This window comes from Nonomuraea guangzhouensis (assembly GCF_019396345.1).
In the GTDB taxonomy this organism is placed as follows: Bacteria; Actinomycetota; Actinomycetes; order Streptosporangiales; family Streptosporangiaceae; genus Nonomuraea; species Nonomuraea guangzhouensis.
On record NZ_JAHKRM010000003.1, the window covers coordinates 386,925 to 410,658 of the forward strand.

The following is a 23,734-nucleotide window of genomic DNA, read 5'->3' on the forward strand; positions in this document are numbered from 1 at the left end:
CCGCCGTGACTGAGGTCATCAGCGCCGTCGAGGCGGTGGACGTCCGGTTTCCCACCTCACGCGATCTCGACGGCTCCGACGCGATGAACCCCGAACCGGACTACTCCGCCGCCTACGTGGTGGTCCGCACCAGCGCGGGTGGCGAGGGCTACGGACTGGCATTCACCGTGGGCCGCGGCAACGACCTCGAGGTCGCCGCCGTGAAGGCACTGGCGCCACTGGTGATCGGCCTGCCGGTGGAGGAGGTGCTCGCCGACCTCGGCGCGTTCTCCCGCAGGCTCACCGGTGACAGCCAGCTGCGGTGGCTCGGCCCGGAGAAGGGCACCATCCACATGGCGGCGGCGGCCATCGACAACGCGATCTGGGATCTTTATGGCCGCCGCGAAGGCAAGCCGGTATGGCGCCTGCTGGCGGAGATGTCCCCGGAGCGGCTCGTCGACCTGGTCGACTTCCGATACCTGCAGGACGCGCTGACGCGCGAGGAGGCTCTGGCCATCCTCCGGCAAGCCGAACCTGGCCGGGCCGAGCGGACGCGTCACCTGCTCGCGCACGGCTACCCCGCCTACACCACCACCCCAGGCTGGCTCGGCTACACCGACGACAAACTCGTCCATCTGGCCAAACAGGCGGTCGCCGACGGCTTCACCCAGATCAAACTGAAGGTCGGCGCCGATCAGGAGACCGATCTGCGTCGCCTCGCACTGGCCCGCTCGGCCGTCGGTCCCGACATCCGCATCGCCATCGACGCCAACCAGGCTTGGGGCGTTCCCCAGGCCATCGAATGGCTTCGGCCGCTCGCGCCGTACAAGCCGTACTGGATCGAGGAGCCCACCTCGCCCGACGACATTCTCGGCCACGCGGCGATCCGCCAGGCCGTGGCGCCGATGAAGGTGGCGACCGGCGAGCACACCCACAACAAGGTGATGTTCAAGCAATTGCTCCAGGCCGGCGCGATCGACATCCTGCAGATGGACGCGAGCAGGGTGGCGGGCGTCACCGAGAACGTCGCCATCTTGCTGCTCGCCGCCAAGTTCGGCGTCCCGGTCTGCCCGCACGCCGGCGGCGTCGGACTGTGCGAGATGGTCCAGCACCTCGCCATGTTCGACTACGTCGCGGTGAGCGGCAGCACCGAGGACCGGGTGATCGAGTACGTCGACCACCTGCACGAGCACTTCACCGACCCGGTCCGGATCCGTGAAGGCCACTACCTCGCCCCGGTGGCTCCGGGGATCGGTGCCCAGCTCCACCCGGATTCCGTCGCCCGCCACCGCTATCCGGACGGCCCGGAATGGGCGACCACCTGATGAACGGCCCGCAGGAATTCGCGGGCCTGGCCGCGATCGTCACCGGCGGCGCCTCCGGCATAGGGCTGGCGACCGCGACGCTCCTCGCCGAGCGGGGCGCACGCGTCGCCTGCCTCGACCTGAAGCCTGACGTGGTCGAACCGCTCACCGGGTTCCAGGCGGACGTCGGCGACGACGATTCGGTGCGCGGGGCCGTCGGCAGAGCCGCCGAGCTCCTCGGCGGGATCGACATCCTGATCAACAACGCGGGAATCGGCGCCCAGGGCACGATCGAGGACAACGACGACGAGGAGTGGCGCCGGGTCTTCGAGATCAATGTGTTCGGGATCGTCCGGGTCACCCGTGCCGTGCTTCCCCACCTGCGCCACTCCGCACGGACCCGGCCGGGGAAGGCCGCGATCGTCAACACCTGCTCCATCGCGGCAACGGCGGGACTGCCGAACCGCGCTCTGTACTCATCCACCAAAGGCGCCGTGCTGTCGCTGACCCGCGCGAGCGCGGCCGACCTGGTGCACGCCGGTATCCGGGTCAACTGCGTCAATCCCGGCACCGTTGACACCCCGTGGGTCGGCCGGTTACTGGCGGCGGCGTCGGACCCGGCCGCGGAACGCCGCGCCTTGGAAGCGCGTCAACCCACCGGCCGGCTCGTGACCGCCGAGGAAGTCGCCGCGGCCATCGCGTATCTGGCGAGCCCGCTCGCCGGAGCCACAACAGGAATCGATCTTGCCGTGGACGGCGGCATGAGCGGCCTGCGAATCCGTCCACGCAACTGACTCAGCACCAACTTTGTCCCTCGGCGAACCGAGGTCAGCGGCAAGGAGAACACATGAAACTCAGGTCGGCAACCGTGGCTGGCATCGGCTCCTGCTTGGCCATCTCCCTCCTCTCGGCCTGCGGTGGCGGCTCTGGCGGCGCCTCCGGCAACACGGCGACCACCGGCGGCGGCTCCCCCGTGGTGGGTGTCGACTACCCGCGCTCCGACACCGACTTCTGGAATTCCTACATCAAGTACACGCCCGAATACGCCAAGCAGCTCGGCCTGGACATCAAGACCACCAACTCCCAGAACGACGTCGCCAAGCTGACCGCCAACGCGCAGACGTTCATGAGTCAGGGCGTGAAGGGCGTCGCGATGGCACCCCAGGACACCGCCGCCATCGCCCCGACCCTCCAGCAACTCGCCGCGAAGAAGATCCCTGTTGTCACCGTCGACACCCGACCCGACACCGGAGACGTCTACATGGTCGTCCGGGCCGACAACCGCGCGTACGGCGAGAAGGCCTGCCAGTTCCTCGGCACCAAGCTCAGTGGCAAGGGCAAAGTCGTCATGCTGCAGGGCGACCTCGCCTCGGTCAACGGCCGCGACCGCACCGAGGCCTTCAACGACTGCATGAAGAAGAACTACCCCGGCATCAAGGTCTTCGGGGAGGCCACGAACTGGGACGGCGCGATCGCCGCGCAGAAGCTGCAGACGGACCTGATCGCCAACCCCGACATCAAGGGCGTCTACATGCAGTCGAGCTTCGCGCTCGCCGGGACGCTGCAGGTGCTGCAACAGCGAGGCCTGCTGGTGAAGCCGGATGACCCCAAGCACGTCTACGTCGTCTCCAACGACGGCATCCCAGAGGAGCTCAAGGCCATCGCCGAGGGCAAGGTCGACGCGACCGTCTCGCAGCCGGCCGACCTCTACGCCAAGTACGCCCTGGACTACCTCAAGGCCGCGATCGACGGCAAGACGTTCCAGCCGGGCCCGACCGACCACGACAGCACCATCATCCAGGTCCGCCCGGGCCTGCTGGAGGACCAGCTCTCGGCCCCGCTCGTCACCTCCGACGGCGGCACCTACGGCGGCGTCAAGAGCCTGAAGAGCGACGACAAGTCCCTGTGGGGCAACAACCTCGGCTGATCGGAAGCCGGCGAGAGAAGGAAGGCGGCTGATATGGGCGATCGGGAGCCGGCGACGAGCTCCGGTCCAGCCCCGAGCGGCGACGGGCGGCCCCCGGCCGGGCCACCCGTCGCCGAGGCGGCGGAGATCACCAAGCGGTTCGGTTCGACGTTGGCGCTCGACGGCGCGGGGATCACGATCATGCCGGGTGAGACCCACGCGCTCGTGGGGCGCAACGGAGCCGGCAAGTCGACCCTGGTGTCGATCCTGACCGGTCTGCAGGCCCCGGATGAAGGGGTGCTGACCTTCGGCGGGCAGCCCGCGCCACGGCTCGCCGACCGCGACGCCTGGCGGCAGCGAGTGGCCTGCGTTTACCAGAAATCGACGATCATCCCTGAGCTGACGGTCGCCGAGAACCTGTGCCTCAACCGGTACAGCCGGGGCCGCGCCGGACTGATCAGCTGGCGCACGCTCCGCCGCCAAGCCCAGGAACTGCTGGAGAGCTGGTCGGTGGACGTGAGCGCCGGAACCAGGGCGGGAGACCTCACCATCGAGCAACGGCAGTTCGTCGAGATCGCCAGAGCGCTGTCGTTCGGCGCGCGCTTCATCATCCTCGACGAGCCGACGGCTCAACTGGACGCCGCTGCGATCGCCCGGCTCTTCGCCCGTATCCATGATCTCCAGCAGCAGGGCGTCACGTTCCTCTTCATCAGTCACCATCTGCAGGAGATCTATGAAATCTGCGACATGGTGACGGTCTTCCGGGACGCGCGCCACATCCTCACCGCGCCCGTGGAGCAGCTGCCGCGCGCGGAATTGGTCGCGGCGATGACCGGCGAGGCCGCCACGGCCGCGGCACAGCACGGGCATGAAGCCGCGCACCGGCCCGGCGGGGAGCACGTGCTCAGGGTCGATGCCCTGTCCGCGGAGGGCGCGTACGACGATGTGTCGTTCCAGGTCAGCGTGGGTGAGATCGTCGGTCTGGCCGGTGCGGCGGGCAGTGGCCGTACCGAGGTGGCCGAGACGGTCGTCGGCCTGCGCACTGCCGGCGCGGGCGCCGTGGAGATCGCCGGACAGCGCCCACGGCCCGGCAGCGTGTCCGCCGCCCTGGCGGCCGGAGCCGGGTTCGTCCCGCAGGACCGCCACGATCAGGGCTTCGTGCCTGATATGTCCATCGCAGACAACAGCACGCTGACGATTCCCGAACGGCTCGGACCGTCGGGATTCATCAGCGGGCCTCGCCGGGACGCCCTCGCCCGTTCGATGATCAAGCGGCTGGCGATCAAAACTCCCGGGCATGAGGTGCCGGTCTCCGGACTCTCGGGAGGCAACCAGCAGAAAGTCGTCATGGCTCGGGCGATGGCCAACGACCCACGGCTGCTCGTCCTCATCAACCCGACCGCCGGCGTCGACGTGCGGTCCAAGGAATTCCTCCTCGGCAAGGTCGAGGAGATCGTCCAGTTGGGCACGGGCGCGCTTATCGCGTCCGACGAGTTGGACGACCTGCGAATGTGCGACCGCGTCCTGGTGATGTTCAAGGGCCGCGTGGTCGCCGAGATGGCCAGCGGCTGGCACGACCACGACCTCGTGGCCGCGATGGAAGGAGTGGACCTCGATGCATGAGACCGCGACCGCGAACCCGGACGCCACCCCCGGCACCGATTCGTCCTCGGCCGACGGCAACCAGCGCCGGATCGCCTTCGCCCGCCTGCGCGATCTGGCGCTCATCCCCGCGATCATCGTCATCGGAGTGGTCGGCCAGCTTGTCAGCCCGGTGTTCCTCCAGCCTGACAACCTCATCAACATCCTGCAGACCATGTCCGAGATCGCGATACTTGTCCTCGCGCAGACCATGGTGCTGATCGTCAAGAAGATGGACCTCTCACTTGAGTCCACCATGGGGCTGGCGCCCGGGGTCGCCGCCTGGCTCACCGTCTCCGCCGGGACGGGCCACGGTCTCGGCCTCCTTCCGGGTGCCTGGGCGGTGCCCGTCACCCTCGCCGTCGGTCTGCTGGTGGGCGCCGCCAACGCGCTGCTCATCATCCGGTTCGGGCTCAACGGCTTCATCGTCACGCTCGGCATGCTCATCGTGCTGCGCGGCATTCTGACCGGGATCTCCGGTGGGCAGACGTTCTTCCAACTGCCCGAATCGATGATGTACCTCGGTACGACCCAGTGGCTCGGCGTCCCCGCCTCCATCTGGATCTGCCTGGCGCTGTTCGCGATCGGGATCGTGGTACTCGGCTTCACCGGCTTCGGCCGGTCGCTGTACGCCATCGGCGGCAACGTGAACGCCGCGAAGGCGGCCGGCATCCGCACCGACCGCGTGCTGTGGATCGTCATCGTCACGGCGAGCGTTCTGGCCGCGCTCAGCGGGTTGCTGCTGTCCGGCCGGCTGGCCTCTGTCGCCTCCGCCCAGGGCAACGGCTACATCTTCACGGTCTTCGCCGCTGCCGTCATCGGCGGCATCAGCCTGAACGGCGGAAAGGGGACGATCTTCGGGGCCTTCACCGGCGTTCTGCTCCTCTACCTGATCCAGAACGTGCTCACCCTCGCGGGCGTCCCCGCCCAGTGGATCGGCGCCCTCAACGGTGCGATCATCATCATCGCTCTGGTCATCTCCCGCATCACCGGAGGAAAGGTCCAAGAATGATTCACCGGTGACGGTTCGGCTCGATGCGCTTTTGTGGCGTCTGCCGCATCCCCATGGAGTCGCGGGCCAGGCGGGAGAGGAGGTGCTTGAGTGTGGTCACGTCCTCCTCGCTCCAGTCGGCGAGCATCGTGTCGACATGCTGCTGGCCGTGCGCCATGATCCGCTCCCCGATCTCCCGGCCTCGGGGGGTCAGTGCGAGCAGTACGCCGCGTTCGTCGGAGGGCTCGCGCACCCGTACGATGAGGCCCGCCTCGTCCAGGCGGTGGGCGATCTTGGAGAGGTTCGCCCGTCCTGTGCCCAGGGCCTCCGCCAGTTCGCTGGGACGCATCGCCCCTCGATAACTGAGCTGGTTGACGACGAGGAACATCGACACGTCGTTCACCGGGAAGTCGACAGCGGCCATGACGGTCAGCCGCCTGGTGAGGCTGTCGGCCTCGTGGATGATCGAGGCCAAGGAGACACGCAGGTCGAGAGGATCCGGCGCGATGGCGGGGGACAGGTCGATGTCTGGATCGTCCAGCTCGTAGCGTTGTGCGCGCGCCACGATGTGCCTCCCCTAGTTCGTACTCGGCGAAAGCCTATGTGCTGGCGCGGGCGACCGGTCAGGGCACCTGGTCGCCCGCGCGACCGGCTCAGCTTGTCGTCGTCTCCTGCAGCAGCCGTACCGGTCCGAGCAGCCCGTGGCCGTGCACGGTCGTCTGCTGCGTCTCGTTGCCGCCGGTGAAGGACGCGATGATGTCAGGGATCGCGTCGTAGTAGCCACGGGCGAGCAGCCGGTTGTTCAGCGAGCTGGAAACGCGGACCGTCACCTGGTTCTGGCCCGGCCGCAGGTCGCCGGTGACGTCCACCTGCGGGCAGGAAGTGTCGAACCCCTTGACCACGCCCTGGTTGACCTGGACACAGCCCAAGGCGCCGGCGGTCGATCCGAGGTCGAGCACGTACCTGGTCCCGGCGGCCGGGGCCTGGTCGAGAGTGAAAGTGGCGGTGTACTCGCCGACACCGCTGACCTCGGGCCCCACCTCGGGGAGGTCCTTCCATGGCCGCAGGGGGCCGTGGCCGGCGTCGAGGCGGGTGATGGCCGTGAGGGGGCGCTCCTCGCGGGTCTCATAGCCGAGCCCGCGGTCCTCGGAGATCACTTCCAGGTCGCCGGCGTCCCAGCTCTCGACCGCGATCGTCCACTGGGAGATCTCCTGCAACGGCTTCGCCGTGACGGGATCGGACCCCGTCGGCTGCGCCGCCGCGCGGTCGAGGGTGAGCAGCGCCATCTCGCCTGGGGCCAGGGACACGGTGACGATCGTCCGGCCCGCTTCGTGCCGTACGCCGTGATGGGGCCGGATGTCACCGGACCAGGCGTCGATCCGGTGGGCGGCCGCGATGCCTGGGAGAGCGACCTCGACGGTGGTCGGCTCGCCGGTCTCGTAGAGGAAGTGGTACAGGTACAGGTGCAGCAGGTCACCGTCCTCGCGCAGGTGGCTCAGGACGGATTGGTTGCCGGTGGTGAACTCGGCGCGTCCGGAGATGCCGAGGTCGCGCAACGCCTGGCGGCTATGGGCGGGATCGTGGACCTCGGCGACGGTCGGGAGCGCGCGCAGCTCCGCCATCGTCTGGGCGAGCTCCTCATCGCGGCCGTCCAGGCCCGGGGTTCGGGCCGCCGCCTGGTGATGGGTGGTGTGCTGGCCGGCGACGAGCCACTTGAGTTCGCGGGCGCCGTTGACGATGACAAGCTTCAGACCTTGGCGCGCCCACTGCAGAAGCTTGGCCGCCACATTCGCGTCCAGCGTCTCCTGGTAGACGATGAGCGCCTGGTAGCCGGGGCCGTCAGGCTGGACGAGTCCATCGGTGAACGACACCTCATCGCGCGGCAGGAGCGATCCGTCGAAGAACTCGTACGTCCACCCGGCGTCCTGCATGTCCAGGTCCTGCCACCAGTGGTTCTGGCGGTCGCGCATCCACATGCGCCCGTAGGCGTCCTCGTCCTGGATGCGACGGCCCTCCGAGTCCGTGAGGGCCAGGCCAATGGTGTTGTCGGTGAAGTGGTCGGTACGCAGGATCCCGACGTCGATCCGTGGCCTGCCCTGGCGCAGGACGGCCTGGTATCGGCCGATCGCCTTGTTCCACAGGGGGTAGAACTCGGCCGCGGGCTGCCGGGTGTCGAACCGCTCGGAGAACCTGGACCACATGCCCTCATGCCCCGGCCACTGGGTGACACCCTCGGCGCCGGCGGTGCTCGCCCAGCCGTGCAGCACGGTCTTGGTGATCCCGGCCGCCAGCTGGGTGGCGATGATCTGGTCGTAGAAGCGGTGGTCGAGGATGTGGTTGCGGGTGGTCGCGCCGGTCTCGGAGGAGTACTGCTTGCCGAACAGGTGGGCGGGCCCGGCCATCAACCGGTAGGCGTCGATCTGCGCACCGAACTCCAGGGACTCGCTCTCGATGCCGTCGACCTCAGGCCCGGGCCGGGTGAGCTCGAACGGCAGCCCGTAGCTGATCTCGGAGCGTAGCGTGATCCCGTTGTCGTGCAGGAACGAGGCGAACGGGCGCAGCATGTTCTCGATGTAGAGGTCGGTGAGCGTACGCACGTAGTCGAAGCGCACCTTCTCGACGGTGACGCGGTGCTCCTCGCGTACGTCGTAGTGATAGGTCGTACTGACCGCCATGAACGGCACACTGCGCAGCAGGAAGGGCAGCCAGACCGTGATGTCGTAGCCGCGGCGGGCCCGGAACTCCTCGGCGAAGGTACGCCCCCAGAACAGGCCGCCGGCGCCGTAGGTCGACAGCTCCAAGGAGTCCATGTACATCTGCACCCGCGGGTTGCGGCTGATCTGCTCGCGCAGCTCGGGGGTGAGCACGACCGAGGTCCAGTAGTCGATGACCGCCTCGACGCCGTCCCGGTCCAGGTAGTTGACGGTGTAGTTGACCGACGCCGAGGGCGAGGCGGTCTGCCCGGTGCCGTGCATCCACAAGACGAACAGTCGCCACTGGCCGTCCGCAGGGGCGCGCCACTCCAGCGTCTCGTCCCGCACCTGGTCGGTGAGGTCGACGACAGATTGAAGGTCGAGCGTGGTGGCTTCCAGCACGCGCGCGGCCACGACGGCCACCAGATGCTGCTCGGTCACCTTGCCGCGATGGCCGGGGAGCTGAGTCGTGGGCGCCTCGGCGTCGAGGTCCACGCGCGGGAGCAGGCCGCTGCGCGAGCCGGCGGGCCCGAGGTCCTCGGTCACCACGTCGAGCTCCTGCGCCGCGGCCGGGTGATCGGGGGTGATGGTGGGCAGGTTCGCGTTCGCCCAGTTCGTACCGGAGGTGAAGCTCACCGCCATGTTCCGGCTGGTCGTCTCCTTCACCACCACGTGAGAGTCGTGCGTCCACTCCTCTGAGCCCCAGCCGTAACGGGCGTGGTCGATGCCGGCCTCGTCCATGGCTAGGAACTCCATGCCGCCGAACCCGAGCCGGTGCGCGGTGTCGACCTCGCGCAGCAGCGTCTCGTCAGTGTGCAGGCCCTCAGCGAGCCACCATCGCACCTCCGGGCGGTACTCGATGGCTGGGTCGGTGACCAGGCGGGTGAGGTCGTCAAGTGACATGCGTTCCTCTTCACGGTTGCATCGATTTAACGCATCCTGCGGGTGCCGTTGGGGCCGACACTAGGCCGCGTCGCGCGCAAAAGCAATGTCGTGAGGAAACTATAAAACGTCGGCGTGGGGCAGCTTCCTGCTCTAACCGGGCCTGACTAGCCTCGCGCTCCTGCGTGAGAGGCTCAGGTGTCGGGCTGCCATGCCTCGCACTCACACCTCACGAGTACTCTCTTTCGCTCATGATTCTTAAAACGATTCATGCGGTTTGGGTTCCTGGGCTCCTTGGCCGACGTTCGTTCGGTTGCTTCTTGCATCTTCTATGACGTACGGCATAAGTTACCCATCGGTAGTGTCGATGAGTGCAGGAAGAAAGTCGGTGGCGGTGTGAGTCCGCGCAAGAGGGACTTCCGGGCCGGCTGCCCGATTGTGGCGGTGGCCGTGGAGACCAACGACGACGCCCCGCAACTCGCCCGCTCCGCCGCCGAGATCCACGACCTGCTGGTCCACGCCCTGAGGGACCGGCCCAACCCTGACCCCGGTCTCGGCACCCGCCCGTGACCGCCCCGCCCGTGATCGCCCAGCCTGAGGGAGCCGCGCCATGCCCGTACTCGACCGCCAGGACGACATCTTCATCCTCGACCTCGGCGACGGCGAGAACCGCTTCCACCCCGACTGGATAGCCGCCGTCGATGCCGCCCTGGACGAGGTGGAAAAGGCGGACGGGCCCCGCGCCCTGGTGACCGCCGCGACCGGAAAGTTCTACTCCACCGGGCTCGACCTGGACTGGTTGTTCGCCCACGCGGACCAGCAGCAGGACTACGTGACCTCGGTGCACGCGCTCTTCGCGCGACTGCTGTGCCTGCCGGTGGCCACCGTGGCAGCGCTACAGGGGCACACCTTTGCCGCCGCCGCCATGTTCTCGCTGGCCCACGACTTCCGTGTGATGCGCGCCGACCGCGGCTTCTGGTGCCTGCCCGAGGCTGGCATCAACATCCCCTTCACCCCCGGCATGTCCGCTCTCATCCAGTCCCGCCTGACGCCGCAGACCGCCCACGAGGCCATGCTCACCGCCCGCCGCTACGGCGGCGATGACGCCGCGGCCGCCGGCATCGTTGACCACGCCGTCGACGAGGACGTCGTACGGACGACCGCTGTCGAGATCGCCCGGGCCCAGGCGCCCAAGGCGGGCGACATCCTTGCCACCATCAGAACCCGCATGTACGCACCTGTCCTGGCCGCCCTGCGTGACACGACCAGCGTCATGGGCTGACGCCGTATCCGCCACGGCCGACGAGTAGCCCGGTACCACCCCTACCTGGCACAAGCAGGCGCTCACCCGCATTGAACGCCTCCAGGATTGACCATCACCCGACGGCTCTCTATCAGCACCACCGCAAGGAGCAATCCGTGTCCACGACCGACTTCACCGCTCTGTCGGGCCTCGAACTGATGCGCTGGGTACAGTCCGTGCGGTCGACCGAACCCGACGTCCCTTCGATCGGCAGGCTGCTCGGCATGCGGTTCGACGAAGTGGAGCACGGCCGCATCGTCATCTCGCTCGACACCCGGCCCGACTTCGCCAACCCCCTCGGTACGGTCCACGGCGGCATCGCGGCCACACTCCTGGACTCCGCCATGGGGTGCGCGGTGCACACCACCCTCCCGGCGGGCGTCGGCTTCACGACCCTCGAACTCAAGGTCAACTACATCCGGGCAGCCCACACCGGAGGTCAAACGCTCACCGCCGAGGGGAACGTCATCCACGCCGGCCGCCGTACTGCCACAGCAGAAGGCAAGGTCCTGGACGATCAGGGAAAGCTGATCGCCCATGCCACCACCACCTGCCTCATCATCGGAGGCAGCGACTGACCGTGGTTTGGAGCCTTGGTTCACACCGCAGGGCGAGCGTGCTTGAGGACACCGCTGCCGTACACGGCCTGCACGGTGATTGCCAGGACGGTGGCCGCGAGTGGAATCGGCGCCGCGGTGGGGGAGAAGAGCAATGCCGCTGTACCCCGTTGCTGCGGCGCCTGACCCCGAACATGAGGTTCTCGTTAAGAGTCGTACGGCGATGCGGGAAGTCTTTGCGACAGCACGCGAAGGCTTCCCGGTGATCAGACGTCGAACTCGCCGTGGGTCGCTCCGTGCAGGAAAGCCGTCCACTCATCGCGCGTGAAGATCAATGCAGGCCCGGTTGGGTTCTTGCTGTCACGCACGGCTACGACGTTGGGCAGATTGGTTGCTACTTCAACGCATTGGCCGTTATCGCCGCTGGCGGTCGCCTTGCGCCACTCCGCCTTGTCAAGGTTCAGCTCGCCCATTTCCTTATCGCATCCTCTATTGCCTGTTGCGACACTGTTTGTGGAAGTGCGTCCGCTCTGATGTTGTCATATCTCACCTTGAGTTGCGCGACTGCATCGTGATCGCCGGTGACTTGGCCGGACAGGACCGAGTCGGCTGAAACAACCTCGGAGCCATCGCGTAGACGCGCCAGAGCGAACGCGCTCATTGTGCCAGCCACGCAACCAGCAGTGGTAGGCACTAGCTGGACAGTGATTCGTGGATGCTGTGAGAGCTCTTGCAGGTGGCGAAGCTGATTCAAGAGGATCTCTGCCCCTCCGATCGGACGATGCAGCACGCTGTCTTCGATCAATGCCAGGAAGACCGGCGGGGTAGGACCGTCGAAGATCTGCATGCGTCGAGTACGAGCCTGAACCCGTTCCTCTGCTCGGTCAGGAGGGGATTTTGTGGAGAAGATCGCTCGCGCGTACTCCGGGGTCTGGAGCAGCCCTGGCACCAGGAGTGGATCCCACGACTGAAGGATGACCGCCTGCGGCTCTATCTCCTCCACCCAGCGTGCAAACCACCCGAGGGCGGGTGAATGGGCGATTTGCCTATATAGCTTTGCGAAATGCCCATCAAGCCCGAAAGCCTGATCGGCCGCTTCGGCGAACTCCAGCGTCGGCGTCCGGCGCCCCCGTTCGACGTGGCTGATAAGGGAGGTATGGCATCGCATACGGGCGCTTAGCGATATTTGGGAAAGCTTCGCCTTCTTCCGGTAGTGCTCCAGGTTAGAGGCGAAGCGTGCCCGCGGTGACATCTGATCGCTGTTGCCGGTATCCACCCTGCCCTCCGATCATCACGCTCTGCCGCCCATGGAATATCCAGGGCCGCAGCAATAGAACGACGGATGTGCGACAGATAATACAGGCTTTGCGTCTTCTTTTGTCATCCAGTTTCGTGAAGCGGAGGCTCTACCGGCCGCCAATATTCCTCATGCTTGGGTTCCACGCAACAGCGAACGACGGCGCTTTCGTCGCGTGCGATGAACGGATTTCCAGGCCCGTGGAGGTGGTCGACGAGATGGACGCGCACTGCTCAGCTCGTGGAGAGGTCGTCCGGCCCGTACATCCGGAGCTTGATCGGCAGGAGAAAGGGGTCGCAGGCCATGAGTGGGAGATGCGGCCGGCGCCGACCCAAGCGAGTGCGGATCCACACGACTGTCTCCGGGAGCGCGATGTGAGCGGAGCGGCGAAGAAAACGGCGAATCAACACAACTGCATAGAGCTGCCCGCCTTTCCGGTATCTGTGTCGATTGCGCGTAGACATGTCGTGCGGGTGCTAGAGGGGTGGGCCTGCGAAGAGCTGATCGACGACGCACAGCTCATCATCAGCGAGCTCGTTACCAATGGCATAAAAGCCGTGGAACAAAGCGAAAATGCCCATGAAGAAGAAATCGGGATGTTCGCCTGGTGTGATCGACGCGTGTGGATTGGCCTCCATCGGACGGTCCATGACGTGGTCATAGAGGTGTGGGATCCCAGTCGTAAGCCGCCGAGAATCGTTCACCCCAACGCGTCGGAAGAGGGCGGACGAGGGCTGCAGGTGGTCGACAAGACAGCCGCATGCTGGGGTTATCGATGGCCGAGCACGGGCGGGAAAATCGTCTGGGCCGCCCTGAAGATCAACCAAGGATCTGGAGCGCTGGATGAGCCGCGTTGAGGCCGCGGCCAACGAGAAGCGCGCGGCTGACGCCCCGGCTCCACCCGCATGTCTGGAGACGAAGACATGGCCCTGCCCTGGACTCTCTCCACACCCACCCCACCGGGCAGACGGCCCGAAGACCCTCCTGGAGTGGACCGCGGATAAGCCGTCCCGCTGCCGGGTCCTCGACTACACCTGCTCATGTGGCGCGATCGTTTACGAACTCCTGGCCTGCGGCGGCAACTATCGGATCCGCCGCACGAACCAGGCATTGCCTCCTGGTGAGGCATACGCCGGCCCGTGGCGCCACCAGGTGGCGGAACGCATGTGGGCGCTGATCCTCTCGGGCGAGGCCAGCTTATGTTCGTGTCTCACCTCCGAAGCGCCCAGTAAGGCCAGTGAACGCCACTACGTCCCCTTTGGTATTCGCAGAGCAACCTGTTACGGGGAGCCGATCGTCGCTCGGGCCGTTTCGATGAAGCTCTGCAGCCGGTCACGGAACACCTGGTGGGCGTTGTCGAAGCGGGAACGTGCTTCAGGGGCGCCTTGTGCGATGTACCACAGCGCTCCGTTGGCATCTGTGGCCGCCTGTTTGACGGCTTCTGCCTTCGCGGCGACGGCTTCTGGCCCTTCGAGGAGAATCACCCTGGCGCATCGTGCCAGCGGATCATAGGCGTCCCGCAGGGGCCCTCTCTGTGCGCGTCTGGGCTTCGGCCCCCATCAGCAGCTGCCGCTGACGCTCGTCCAGATGAGGAAAGAGCAGCCGAAACTTCACCGCCAAGGTCATCGCCGAGCCATCTCGCCCATCGCCCATACCCTCACCATGACAGGCCCTGTCCGTGGCCATGTAAAAGCCCCCGCAGGTGGCCGGTTCGAGGTGGGTCTGGCCCACTTTCCGAAAAGTGGGCCAGACCCACACGCAGCTGACCATTGACAGGCCCACCCCGACACGCCAGCCTGCCGAGATCAAAGCACCTAGTAATTTTCCGGCGGCTCCTAAGCTGACAGAAGTCTGGAAGAGTGAGGGGCCATGGTGATTCCGAACAGTGCGGCCCGGACGCGTCGGTGTGGGGACGTTGCAGTCAGTGCCGCTGGCGCCTCAGCATGGTTAGTTCGCGCCTCGGCGCCGATCGCCCCACGGCCGTGACGGCGACATCGTGTCCCGCGAAAATGCCAGGGGATCGGCGGCCTGTATTCGCGTAAGGCAGTGTTGCTGTACTCGGTCCCCCCGGCCAGCGGCCTGCCTCATCATCCGGTGGCGAGTGGACCCATACCGCAGAGCCGCCAGGCCCGAGGAACGGAAGCCGCGTGGCAGCCAAGCGGTGCCGCTCTAGGAGAGCGCCGACGGGGACACCGACCTAGGTGTGCTGACCTGCTAAAACGCAGTGACGGATCGTACCACCTGCTTGATCATCCCGCGTATGTCCCGGCGCTGTGTGGTGGACTACCGCGGCATCCGATTGCCCGACGATAGCCACCAAGGAACCTCAGGCCGCAACCCGTCGCCGCCGCCGGAGAAGGGCCAAGGCTGCAACTGCCGCAAGGGTCATCCACACCTTGCCGAGAATCTGCCCAGGGAGGTACTCAAGGGAGCCGAAGGCCAGGTTCAGGAACAGGAAGCTGTCGACTAGTAGGCCGACGGCGTTCGATGCAAGCATGGCGATCATCAATCCTCGCCGGCGAAGCGGTTCGTAGACACCGAAGTCCGCCAGTTCAGCCACGGCGAAGGCCACGGCTGAGGCCATGGCGAGGTCGGGATCGGCCAGCAAGTATGAGAGCACAATGCCAACGGCCATTGCTACTAGGACAGCGAAGCGGCCAGCAGTTTCTCGGCTGAGGTCGCGAAGCACGAGCGCCAATCCCACCATGTACACGCCGGCAGGCGCGACGTAACCGAAGCCCACAGGGACCGCCCCAAGGTGGGTCACCGCGAGGTTCGCTGCAGGGATCGTAGCGATGTACGCGAGGAGTGCGGCGCTACCGGCGGCAACGGAAACCTTCACGGTTCTACTCTCTGATCAGAACGGTCTGTCTGGCCCTCCCAAGGGGATGCCATCAGGGCGAGCGTCCCGACATTACAACGCCTGGCACCGACAACTGTGCGGATCCCGTAGTTTCTGGACATCCCCCCTCCTTGCCGGATGGATCATATGATCTTGGTCTGCTACAGGTGCGTCACCTTCCGAAGGAAGCTGCGGCTCCAACGTGATCTTTGTCTAGCTGTGGCTGCAAGGGCCAGAAACTGCTAGTTCAGCGATCAGAGTTTGGGCCTCACTTTCCCAACAGATTCGTGTGGTCGAGGGCCTCGGCAACCCAGTGCCTTCTAGCCTGGCAACGGTGAGGAGTAACGACGAGCAGGAGGCCCGCTCGGGAGGTGGTGCGCCTGCAGCCCATCGGGTGACGGTTGGGTTGGCAGATGCATCTCTGGAAACTACGCTGCCTTCTGAGGTTCCTGAGGTGTAAGTTTCGGTGAGTGCGATGACTGAGGGTGATCAGATGGATGCAAGTAAGCCGAAGGCCGTTGTCCTCCTGAGCGGCGGTCTCGACTCGACGACTGTCCTCGCCATCGCGCGTCAGGAAGGCTACGAGACCTACGCGCTCAGCTTTCGATACGGGCAGCGTCACACCGAGGAGCTCGAGGCTGCTAAGAAGATCGCCGTCGAATTGGGGGCGGCAGAGCATGTGATCGCTGACATCAACCTTGCTGTCTTCGGTGGATCCGCGCTCACTGACGATGCTCTCGACGTGCCGCACCATGACAGTGTGGACGATCTCGGCACCGAGATTCCGATCACGTACGTCCCGGCTCGCAACACAGTCTTTCTCTCCTTCGCGCTCGCCTGGGCGGAGACGCTTGGCTCGTCAGATGTGTTCATCGGGGTGAACGCCTTGGACTACAGCGGCTACCCGGACTGCCGACTGGAGTACATCGAGGCTTACGAGCGCATGGCCAACCTCGCAACCAAAGCCGGTGTGGAGGGCACTCAGAAGCTGAAGATCCATACCCCTCTGATCGAACTCACGAAAGCGCAGACGATCCAGCGCGGTCTCGATCTGGGAGTCGACTACTCCTGGACCCACAGTTGCTACGACCCGATCGATGGGCGCGCTTGTGAGACCTGTGACTCCTGCCTTCTTCGTGGACGGGGCTTCGCTGAGCTAGGCATGGTCGATCCATCCTTCACCTCTAAGAGGGCTTGATCTGCCATGTACCGGGTGAAGGAGATCTTCTACACGCTGCAGGGGGAAGGGAGCCACGCAGGGCGGCCGTCCGTATTCTGCCGCTTCACCAGTTGCAACCTGTGGACAGGCTGGGAGAAGGACCGGCACAGAGCGATCTGCAAGTTCTGCGATACAGACTTTGTGGGGACGGATGGTCCTGGCGGCGGCCGGTTCCGCACGGCAGCCGATCTCGCCGCTGCTGTAGCCAAGACGTGGCGGGGACAGCCGCATCCGCGTAGCCGCCCGTATGTGGTGTGCACGGGGGGAGAGCCCCTGCTGCAACTGGACACCGAAGCAGTCGATGCCCTGCATGCTGAAGGCTTCGAAGTCGCCATCGAGACGAATGGCACCCAGCACGCTCCCGGCGGGATCGACTGGATCTGTGTGAGCCCGAAGGCCGGCACTGAACTGGTACTGACGTCAGGGCAGGACTTGAAATTGGTCTACCCACAGGCCGGTGTGGAGCCCGAACTCTTCGAAGGCCTTGACTTTGATCGCTTCCTGCTTCAACCGATGGATAGCGAGGACCTCGTCGCCAACACAAAGGCTGCGATCGAGTACTGCCTCGAACATCCGCAGTGGCAGTTGAGCGTACAAACCCACAAGACCCTGGGAATCCGTTGATCGAGATCTTCCGTGAGTTCACGTTCGAAGCCGCTCACCGACTGCCGAACGTACCGCCTGGTCACAAGTGCGCCAGGCTCCACGGACACAGCTACCGGATAGAGGTACATGTCCGCGGCGAGGTCGACCCCGGTACGGGCTGGCTGATGGACTTCGCCGAGATCAAGGCTGCGTTCAAGCCCATTCTGGATCAGCTCGACCACTACTACCTCAATGAGGTGCCCGGGCTCGAGAACCCGACCAGCGAAGTTCTAGCGAAATGGATCTGGGATCGTCTTATCGTTAGTCTGCCTCTGTCGGCGATCCTTGTTCGAGAGACCTGTACTTCCGGCTGCGTCTACCGCGGGGAGAACTGATGCTCGAGGACGTGCAGGGAACTCCTGACAGTCGCGGTATAGGCCTTGACGAAGTTGGGATCGAGGGTCTTCGCTACCCGATTCTCGTCGCCGACGGGCAGGGCGCCAAGCGAGAAACCGTCGCCACGGCTGCCATGTCGGTCACCCTCGGCCCCGAAGTCAAGGGCGCTCACCTAAGCCGCTTCATCGAGGCGCTTCATGGTGCACGCGACCAGTTGACCCTCGCTACTGCGACCGGTCTAGCTGAAGACTTGCGGCAGCACATGGGAAGCTCCAGCGCCCGCGTGCATCTGGCTTTTCCCTACTTCCTCGAACGCGAGGCACCCGTCACACGGTCGCGAGCGTACGTCGAATACACGTGCGCAGTAACGGCCTCCACTAGCGATTCCGGCGCCCAATCAATATTGAGGGTCGACGTACCGGTCACCAGCGTATGCCCCTGCAGCAAAGCCATCAGCGACCGTGGTGCCCACAACCAGCGCGGTCACATCACAATTGAGATCAAACCGTCCAACCATTCGACTGATCTGTGGTTCGATGAGTTGATCGACATCGCAGAGAGCGCAGCCTCCTCTCCGGTCTACGCGCTGCTCAAGCGTCCGGATGAGCGCTATGTGACCATGGCCGGCTACGACAATCCAGTCTTCGTTGAAGACATGGTCCGCAACGTCTGTCTGGTCCTGGCGGCCTCCGACTGCATCACCGCATACCGGGTGCGGGCTGTCAACGACGAGAGCATCCACAACCACGCGGCCTATGCAGTAGTCTCCTGGACCTCTCCGAACGGCGCATAGAAATATGGACCACAGCGTTGGCCAGAACGGCCAAACCGTGCATGTCGTGGTGACGTGCACGAACCGTAAGCGCATCGCCGTTGCCGACGACCTCCGAGTGCGGAACCTGCCGAGTATAGATGTCGATGAGCGCTGCAACCAATGGGTTAGGCGCATCTCTACCGCACCCTCTCGGGTTCCGGCCAGCGGTATGTACGCTGGTGAACACTGGCTGATTGCTCGGCGCTTGGCTGAAGTGGCTGGCGGGCACGCAACCCTCTGGGTCTGCTCGGCTGGGTATGGATTAATCCCCGTCACAACGCCCCTCGCCCCGTATGCGGCCACGTTCGCTCTCGGACACGGGGACTCAGTCGCCAGCGACGCTGAAGGAACCCGCCAGTGGTGGGCGCGGATGTCGCAGTGGGTCGGACCGCAGGGCGACCAGCCACGTTCCTTCGCAGCGCTAGCGGCTCAAGACCCTAACTCCGCGATCATTGCCGTCCTATCGGAACCCTACCTGCGAGCATGCTCAACTGATCTACGTGACGCAGCCACGCTGTTGTCCGATAGTGACAGTCTCTCCGTGATCGGACCCGCGGGACGCTGTCCAGAGATCGATGACCTGGTGGTCCCGGTGACAGCAGCTCTCAGAACCGTGGTGGGCGGCAGTCTCCTCTCGCTAAACGTTCGTGCTGCGGAGTATGCGCTCAAGGAATCTGGCCTGCGTGGGGATGCTTTGCGACGTCCGTTGCTTGCCAAGCTCATGAGGGAGGTCATCGCCTCCGCGCCTGACGCCCCTCGCAAGCCGGCAGGCACTCCCATGACTGACGACCAAGTCCGCGCGTTCATCCAGGAACGCCTTGAGTTTGGCCCCACCTCAGCTACACGTCTGCTGCGTGAGTTGCGAAGTTCAGGACGCTCCTGCGAGCAAGCCCGCTTTAGAAACTTGTTCCTTGAACAGTCTCGGACGGCGGCGGGGGAGTGGGGATGACGACCTCACCCAAGTCGCGTACAACCGAGGTTCGTGCTCTTCGGATCATCCAGGCGAAGGACTACCCTCTGTACGTCTTTATGCTGCGTGCCGAGGAGATTCTCGATTTCGCCGACATTTCCAGGGTGAGCAGAGATGAGGCAGGCAAGCTGATCGGATACCAGCGCCCCCAGGTTAAGAAGCACATACACGAGATCGTTCAATACCTGGATAGCGATGTCCCGATCTTCCCCAATCCGATCATCATGGCCCTATCGCCGCGAGTACATTTCCGGAGCACTCGTGGTGGAAACAGGCATCCTGACGACGGAGTCTCCGATACCGGACGACTCACGATACCCCTTCCGGAGCATGGGAAGCCCAAGCCGGCTTGGATTGTTGATGGGCAACAGCGCGCGTTAGCGCTCGCACAGACACGACGATGTGACTTTCCCGTACCGATCACTGCGTTCGTCGCTGACACGGTCAACCTGCAGCGGGATCAGTTCGTCCGGATCAACAACACGAAACCGTTGCCTCGTGGACTTGTAACGGAACTCCTTCCCGAGGTCGACAGCCCACTTCCATCACGCCTTACAATCCGAAAGGCGCCCTCTCAACTGTGCGATGTCCTGAATTCGGATAAGAGCTCGCCGTTCTACGGATTGATCAAGCGTGCGTCTACAGCAGGCTCGAAGCAAAGTGGCGCGGTAGTAACGGATACTGGAATCGTGGACATGATTCAGGAGAGTCTCACGTCACCTTCTGGGGCCCTTTATCCGTACCGGGATATCGGTAGAGGAGAGACTGACTTCGACGGGATCATTCAGGCGCTCTTCATCTACTGGATGGCGGTTAGAGAGACATTCCCCGAGGCGTGGGCGAAACCTCCAGAGAAGAGTCGGCTTATGCATGGTGCGGGGATCAGAGCCATGGGTCGACTCATGGACAGGATCTTGGGTGTCGTAGACCCACTGCGTGCAGACGCTCCGGAGACAGTGCGGAAACATCTAAAAATTATCGCCCCGTACTGTAGGTGGACCTCGGGTTCCTGGGATGAGCTAGGGCACCGATGGAATGAGATCGAAAATGTAAGCAAGCACGTTCACGAGCTCTCTAACTATCTCATCCGGGTCTATCAGATTGCACGTAGGGAGCTGGCGTGAAATTTTACTTCCCAGACAGTCAGGATCAGATCAGTCCGACTTTCAATTTTGTTACCGAAGAGCATTCTCCGTATCGCGTGCGGCAGCGCGATGATAAATATGCTCATGAAGTTCTTAAGCCACAACCATATGATGGACTCCTTGTGAGCAAAGCGATCGTTGACGGCTCAGTGAGGGGAGCTGGGAAATACTCGATGCCACAGCGGGAGCGGCTGTATCGATTGGGTGTCTCAAGATATTTCAGGCTGCCCGAGAACGTAGTGACCATTGGGGATTGCGGCGCTTTCAACTATGTGGACGAGGAATTGCCACCATACACAACGGAAGAGGTGCTGGACTTCTACGAGCGCTGCGACTTCCATTCGGGGATTAGTATCGATCATGTGATCTTCGGCTACGATCCGACAGTGCCCGACGCATTGGTGAACCGCGTTTGGAAGGAGCGACGGCAGATCTCGCTGCGGTATGCGGCTGAGTTCTATACCCGCGTTCAAGAGCGAGGGAACAAGATCGAAGCCGTAGGCGCTGCGCAGGGATGGAGCCCGGCAAGCTATGCCGACAGCGTCAAATGCCTGCAAGAATTCGGGTATCAGCGCATCGCCCTCGGAGGTATGGTACCGCTGAAGACGCACGACATCCTCGCTTGCCTAAAAGAAATCGATCAGGTGCGCCTGCCCGCCACAGAGTTGCATCTCTTGGGGATCACAAGGGTGACATCTATGGAAGAATTTTCCGTCTATGGTGTCACGAGTTTCGACAGCACTTCGCCGTTCCGGCAGGCGTTCATGGACGACCGTAACAACTATCATACGGAGAGCGTGGCGTATACCGCTATTCGTGTGCCGCAGGTCGACGGGAACCCGGTACTCAAACGGCGGATCCTGGCAGGCGAGATATCGCAGGCGAAAGCCAAGTCCGCAGAGCGAGAATGTATGAAGCGCCTTCGTGCGTATGACGTAGACCTCGAAAACGTGGACAGGGTGATCGAGATTCTCGGAGAGTATGAAAATCTGGTTGAGCCGGAAAAAAAGAAGAGCAAGATTTCGGCTTATCGAGTTACCCTTGAAGCCAAGCCCTGGAAGTCCTGCAAGTGCACGATCTGTACGGCTCATGGTATTGAGATAGCCATCTTCCGTGGATCTGAGCGGAACAAGAGTCGCGGGTTTCATAACTTGTCGGTGTTCGCCACTAAGATGCACCACATCAAGCACCCCCTTGGACAGGAGAACTAATGGCCGACCGCCAGATCCTTCGTCTTCCAGCGTTGGAGGTCCGGCAGGGATCGCGCCGTATATATTGCTTCGCCGTCGACGGTAAGAGGCTCCACGAGTTCGCTGCGGTCTCCCGCATACGTCGCGATGGGAAGGACCAACTCCAGGGGTATCAGCGCCCTGAGGTCGCTAGTCACATTCGGGCGATCCAGCGCTACCTGGAGTCCGAGAACCCGATGCTGCCGAATGCGCTAGTACTCGCCTTCGACAGCCGTGTTCGCTTCGAAGCCGGGGTCACGAGTCACGAGGTCGGCTACTCGGTGCCCGGGGAACTGGTTGTCCCCATGGACGAGACCCTAGAGGATGATCAGAAGCCGGCATGGGTAGTCGACGGACAGCAGCGAAGTGCTGCCATCCGGGATGCCGACATCGGGGAGTTCCCTGTCGCGGCTGTCGGCTTCATAGCGGACAACGATGCCGAACAGCGCGCTCAGTTCATCCTCGTCAACAACACCAAACCCCTTCCTAAGGGTTTGATCCACGAGCTCCTGCCGGATACGAACGCACACCTGCCACCCGCTTATGCTCGTCGCCAACTTCCTGCGGCTCTGATGACTCGCCTCAATGGGACGTTTAATGGCCCGTTCTACCGAATCATCGCCACGCCAACGTCCCCCAATGGCTACATCAAAGACAACAGTATCCTCCGCATGATCGAGCACAGTTTGTATCAGGGTGCCCTCTATCAGTATCGCGATCCCATGGACGGTGCCGGCGATATCGACCAGATGCTGGCCCATCTCAACGCTTACTGGGATTTGGTGCGCGAGATGTTCCCCGAGGCATGGTCACTACCTCCCAGGCTCTCGCGACTCACTCATGGCGTGGGAATCCAGGCGATGGGATTCATCATGGATCACCTCACAGAGGATCTGCCTCCCCGGCAGATCGCTGGCGCAGTCAACGACGCGCTCAAACGAATCGAGGTAGGTGCTGCGTGGACGGGCGGTGCGTGGAAGTTCGGCGCAAATGAGGCCCGTAAGTGGAACAGCTTCCAAAACACACCTAATGACGTCCGGTTGCTAACGGAAGGCTTGCTGTATCTGATCAAACAGGAAGCTCTCTTTTGAGAAAGAGTGGCGATCAAGTACGGAGATATTCTCTGGCATGCGGGCAGCGTAAAGACCAAGAAATTCCGCATAACGGGATGCGCTGGCATCGACGCCATGGGCTACCTGGTGGACATGACGTCGTAGGAGCAGGGCTGTGCCGATGGATCGTCTCGGCCGCGGACGTCAAGTCGATCGCCGACGACTGTTTCAGTACTGACGGAAGTGGTATAGCCGCTCGACGACGACGGCGAACAAACGAGCGTGGAACGTATCCATTCAGGCCTGCTGTTGAGCTGGGTGTCTTGTTTGGGGTAGACGCGCTATTTCTGCTGACTATAGGGATCTTGGGACGGGTCGTCATACTTTGGGCTGGTGGCCCCCGATTCCGCGAGTTGGAGTCGTGAGGAACTGCTGGCTGCAGTGGCCGAGCGGGACAGGGTGATCGCTGCTCTGATGGCCGAGATCGAGCAGTTGAATCGGCGGGTGGGGATGGATTCGTCCCACTTCTCGATGCCGCCGGGTTCGGATGGTCCGGCGACGCGAGACAAGCGCGCCAAGAAGGCCAAGAGGCGTTCGTCCCGGCCGCGCGGCGGACAGTCGGGGCATGACGGCCATGCGCTGGTGTGACGGACCAGCGCTGACTGGGTCGCCATGATCGGCCCGCCCGGCTGTGCCGGGTGTGGTCACAAACTGGCGTGCCTGGAGGGCAGGGTTGGCGCGCGGGTGCAGGTGTTCGACACTCCGCCGGTGAAGCTGCAGGTCACCGAGTAACGCCTGATCATTCACAGGCGTGAATGGATACATGCTCAGTTCTTTTGAGAACACCCTCGTCGAGCGAGTAGAGCAATCGGAAACACGGCCGCCCATTGAAAGGCTGACTGGCGGCTTCGCCCGATTCCTTTATCCTG

The 23,734-nt window shown here is 63.9% G+C and carries 23 protein-coding genes; 17 read left to right on the forward strand and 6 right to left on the reverse strand.

Features of this window, described 5'->3' with window-relative positions; translation table 11 throughout:
* Positions 1-5: 5 nt before the first annotated feature.
* Genes KME78_RS07570 through KME78_RS07590 form a run of 5 tightly spaced genes read left to right on the forward strand, consistent with a single transcriptional unit; the run spans position 6 to position 5,842 of the window.
* The gene (locus KME78_RS07570) at positions 6-1,304 is read left to right on the forward strand and encodes an enolase C-terminal domain-like protein (protein ID WP_308126838.1); all 1,299 of its coding nucleotides are present in this window, start codon (positions 6-8) and stop codon (positions 1,302-1,304) included.
* Complete coding sequence (locus KME78_RS07575; protein WP_246650603.1) at positions 1,289-2,077, forward strand: SDR family NAD(P)-dependent oxidoreductase; 789 nt, start codon at positions 1,289-1,291, stop codon at positions 2,075-2,077. Before KME78_RS07570 ends, KME78_RS07575 begins: the two co-directional genes overlap by 16 nt.
* 53 nt (positions 2,078-2,130) lie before the next feature.
* On the forward strand, positions 2,131-3,210 hold the full coding sequence (locus tag KME78_RS07580; protein ID WP_219528046.1) for a sugar ABC transporter substrate-binding protein: 1,080 nt from the start codon (positions 2,131-2,133) through the stop codon (positions 3,208-3,210).
* A gap of 33 nt (positions 3,211-3,243) precedes the next feature.
* Positions 3,244-4,812 carry a sugar ABC transporter ATP-binding protein gene (locus tag KME78_RS07585; protein WP_219528047.1) on the forward strand — a complete coding sequence of 523 codons (1,569 nt, stop codon included), beginning with the start codon at positions 3,244-3,246 and terminating at the stop codon, positions 4,810-4,812.
* Positions 4,805-5,842, forward strand: a complete 1,038-nt coding sequence (locus KME78_RS07590; protein ID WP_219528048.1) for an ABC transporter permease — start codon at positions 4,805-4,807, stop codon at positions 5,840-5,842. Before KME78_RS07585 ends, KME78_RS07590 begins: the two co-directional genes overlap by 8 nt.
* Position 5,843: 1 nt before the next feature.
* Here KME78_RS07590 and KME78_RS64005 read toward each other — a convergent pair whose 3' ends face one another.
* Both KME78_RS64005 and KME78_RS07600 read right to left on the reverse strand, forming a co-directional pair.
* The gene (locus KME78_RS64005; protein ID WP_219528049.1) at positions 5,844-6,386 is read right to left on the reverse strand and encodes a MarR family winged helix-turn-helix transcriptional regulator; all 543 of its coding nucleotides are present in this window, start codon (positions 6,384-6,386) and stop codon (positions 5,844-5,846) included.
* Positions 6,387-6,474: 88 nt separating this feature from the next.
* Positions 6,475-9,417, reverse strand: a complete 2,943-nt coding sequence (locus KME78_RS07600) for a glycosyl hydrolase (protein ID WP_219528050.1) — start codon at positions 9,415-9,417, stop codon at positions 6,475-6,477.
* A 375-nt stretch (positions 9,418-9,792) separates the two neighbouring features.
* Here KME78_RS07600 and KME78_RS07605 point away from each other — a divergent pair, with 375 nt between their 5' ends.
* The 3 genes from KME78_RS07605 (at position 9,793) to KME78_RS07615 (ending at position 11,277) form a co-directional block, all read left to right on the forward strand.
* The gene (locus tag KME78_RS07605) at positions 9,793-9,966 is read left to right on the forward strand and encodes an LmrA/YxaF family transcription factor (protein WP_219528051.1); all 174 of its coding nucleotides are present in this window, start codon (positions 9,793-9,795) and stop codon (positions 9,964-9,966) included.
* Positions 9,967-10,006: 40 nt separating this feature from the next.
* A complete protein-coding gene (locus KME78_RS07610; RefSeq protein ID WP_219528052.1) occupies positions 10,007-10,678 on the forward strand; it encodes an enoyl-CoA hydratase-related protein in 672 nt (223 codons plus the stop codon).
* A gap of 137 nt (positions 10,679-10,815) precedes the next feature.
* The gene (locus KME78_RS07615) at positions 10,816-11,277 is read left to right on the forward strand and encodes a PaaI family thioesterase (protein ID WP_308126839.1); all 462 of its coding nucleotides are present in this window, start codon (positions 10,816-10,818) and stop codon (positions 11,275-11,277) included.
* Positions 11,278-11,522: 245 nt separating this feature from the next.
* Here the strand turns inward: KME78_RS07615 and KME78_RS07620 are convergent, their stop codons facing one another.
* On the reverse strand, positions 11,523-11,729 hold the full coding sequence (locus tag KME78_RS07620; protein ID WP_246650605.1) for a DUF397 domain-containing protein: 207 nt from the start codon (positions 11,727-11,729) through the stop codon (positions 11,523-11,525).
* On the reverse strand, positions 11,717-12,532 hold the full coding sequence (locus tag KME78_RS07625) for a helix-turn-helix domain-containing protein (protein WP_219528053.1): 816 nt from the start codon (positions 12,530-12,532) through the stop codon (positions 11,717-11,719). The genes KME78_RS07620 and KME78_RS07625 overlap by 13 nt, the downstream gene beginning before the upstream one ends.
* A 395-nt stretch (positions 12,533-12,927) precedes the next feature.
* On the opposite strand from KME78_RS07625, the gene KME78_RS07630 reads away from it, so the two are divergent.
* Positions 12,928-13,410 (forward strand): ATP-binding protein, encoded by a 483-nt coding sequence (locus KME78_RS07630; RefSeq protein WP_219528054.1) that lies wholly within the window; start codon positions 12,928-12,930, stop codon positions 13,408-13,410.
* A 423-nt stretch (positions 13,411-13,833) separates the two neighbouring features.
* Here the strand turns inward: KME78_RS07630 and KME78_RS07635 are convergent, their stop codons facing one another.
* Both KME78_RS07635 and KME78_RS67060 read right to left on the reverse strand, forming a co-directional pair.
* Complete coding sequence (locus KME78_RS07635; protein WP_219528055.1) at positions 13,834-14,037, reverse strand: hypothetical protein; 204 nt, start codon at positions 14,035-14,037, stop codon at positions 13,834-13,836.
* An 842-nt stretch (positions 14,038-14,879) separates the two neighbouring features.
* Entirely contained in the window at positions 14,880-15,395 is a 516-nt protein-coding gene (locus tag KME78_RS67060; protein ID WP_219528056.1) for a VUT family protein, read from the reverse strand.
* Between the two features lie 493 nt (positions 15,396-15,888).
* On the opposite strand from KME78_RS67060, the gene queC reads away from it, so the two are divergent.
* The 8 genes from queC to KME78_RS07680 all read left to right on the forward strand — a co-directional run bounded on the left by queC (position 15,889) and on the right by KME78_RS07680 (position 23,453).
* The gene (gene queC / locus KME78_RS07645) at positions 15,889-16,593 is read left to right on the forward strand and encodes a 7-cyano-7-deazaguanine synthase QueC (RefSeq protein ID WP_219528057.1); all 705 of its coding nucleotides are present in this window, start codon (positions 15,889-15,891) and stop codon (positions 16,591-16,593) included.
* A 6-nt stretch (positions 16,594-16,599) separates the two neighbouring features.
* Entirely contained in the window at positions 16,600-17,238 is a 639-nt protein-coding gene (gene queE, locus KME78_RS07650; protein ID WP_219528058.1) for a 7-carboxy-7-deazaguanine synthase, read from the forward strand.
* The gene (queD, locus tag KME78_RS07655; RefSeq protein ID WP_219528059.1) at positions 17,235-17,594 is read left to right on the forward strand and encodes a 6-carboxytetrahydropterin synthase QueD; all 360 of its coding nucleotides are present in this window, start codon (positions 17,235-17,237) and stop codon (positions 17,592-17,594) included. The genes queE and queD overlap by 4 nt, the downstream gene beginning before the upstream one ends.
* Positions 17,594-18,388: a GTP cyclohydrolase FolE2 gene (gene folE2, locus KME78_RS07660; protein ID WP_219528060.1), complete on the forward strand. Its 795-nt coding sequence runs from the start codon at positions 17,594-17,596 to the stop codon at positions 18,386-18,388. The genes queD and folE2 overlap by 1 nt, the downstream gene beginning before the upstream one ends.
* A gap of 966 nt (positions 18,389-19,354) precedes the next feature.
* Entirely contained in the window at positions 19,355-20,503 is a 1,149-nt protein-coding gene (dbpB, locus tag KME78_RS07665; RefSeq protein ID WP_219528061.1) for a DGQHR domain-containing protein DpdB, read from the forward strand.
* Positions 20,500-21,735, forward strand: coding sequence for a tRNA-guanine transglycosylase DpdA (gene dpdA / locus KME78_RS07670; RefSeq protein WP_219528062.1), 1,236 nt, complete (start codon positions 20,500-20,502; stop codon positions 21,733-21,735). The genes dbpB (KME78_RS07665) and dpdA overlap by 4 nt, the downstream gene beginning before the upstream one ends.
* Positions 21,735-22,844: a DGQHR domain-containing protein DpdB gene (gene dbpB / locus KME78_RS07675; protein ID WP_219528063.1), complete on the forward strand. Its 1,110-nt coding sequence runs from the start codon at positions 21,735-21,737 to the stop codon at positions 22,842-22,844. The genes dpdA and dbpB (KME78_RS07675) overlap by 1 nt, the downstream gene beginning before the upstream one ends.
* A gap of 354 nt (positions 22,845-23,198) precedes the next feature.
* Positions 23,199-23,453 (forward strand): DUF6444 domain-containing protein, encoded by a 255-nt coding sequence (locus KME78_RS07680; protein WP_219528064.1) that lies wholly within the window; start codon positions 23,199-23,201, stop codon positions 23,451-23,453.
* Positions 23,454-23,734: the final 281 nt, after the last annotated feature.

Coding starts and splice junctions, on each gene's coding strand:
- KME78_RS07575 (WP_246650603.1), top strand. CDS start 1,289: ATGGGCGACCACCTGATGAACGGCCCGCAGGAATTCGCGGGCCTGGCC.
- KME78_RS07585 (WP_219528047.1), top strand. CDS start 3,244: ATGGGCGATCGGGAGCCGGCGACGAGCTCCGGTCCAGCCCCGAGCGGC.
- queE (WP_219528058.1), top strand. CDS start 16,600: ATGTACCGGGTGAAGGAGATCTTCTACACGCTGCAGGGGGAAGGGAGC.
- KME78_RS07600 (WP_219528050.1), bottom strand. CDS start 9,417: ATGTCACTTGACGACCTCACCCGCCTGGTCACCGACCCAGCCATCGAG.
- folE2 (WP_219528060.1), top strand. CDS start 17,594: ATGCTCGAGGACGTGCAGGGAACTCCTGACAGTCGCGGTATAGGCCTT.
- dbpB (WP_219528061.1), top strand. CDS start 19,355: ATGACGACCTCACCCAAGTCGCGTACAACCGAGGTTCGTGCTCTTCGG.
- dbpB (WP_219528063.1), top strand. CDS start 21,735: ATGGCCGACCGCCAGATCCTTCGTCTTCCAGCGTTGGAGGTCCGGCAG.
- queC (WP_219528057.1), top strand. CDS start 15,889: ATGGATGCAAGTAAGCCGAAGGCCGTTGTCCTCCTGAGCGGCGGTCTC.
- KME78_RS07580 (WP_219528046.1), top strand. CDS start 2,131: ATGAAACTCAGGTCGGCAACCGTGGCTGGCATCGGCTCCTGCTTGGCC.
- KME78_RS07610 (WP_219528052.1), top strand. CDS start 10,007: ATGCCCGTACTCGACCGCCAGGACGACATCTTCATCCTCGACCTCGGC.
- KME78_RS07620 (WP_246650605.1), bottom strand. CDS start 11,729: ATGGGCGAGCTGAACCTTGACAAGGCGGAGTGGCGCAAGGCGACCGCC.
- KME78_RS07590 (WP_219528048.1), top strand. CDS start 4,805: ATGCATGAGACCGCGACCGCGAACCCGGACGCCACCCCCGGCACCGAT.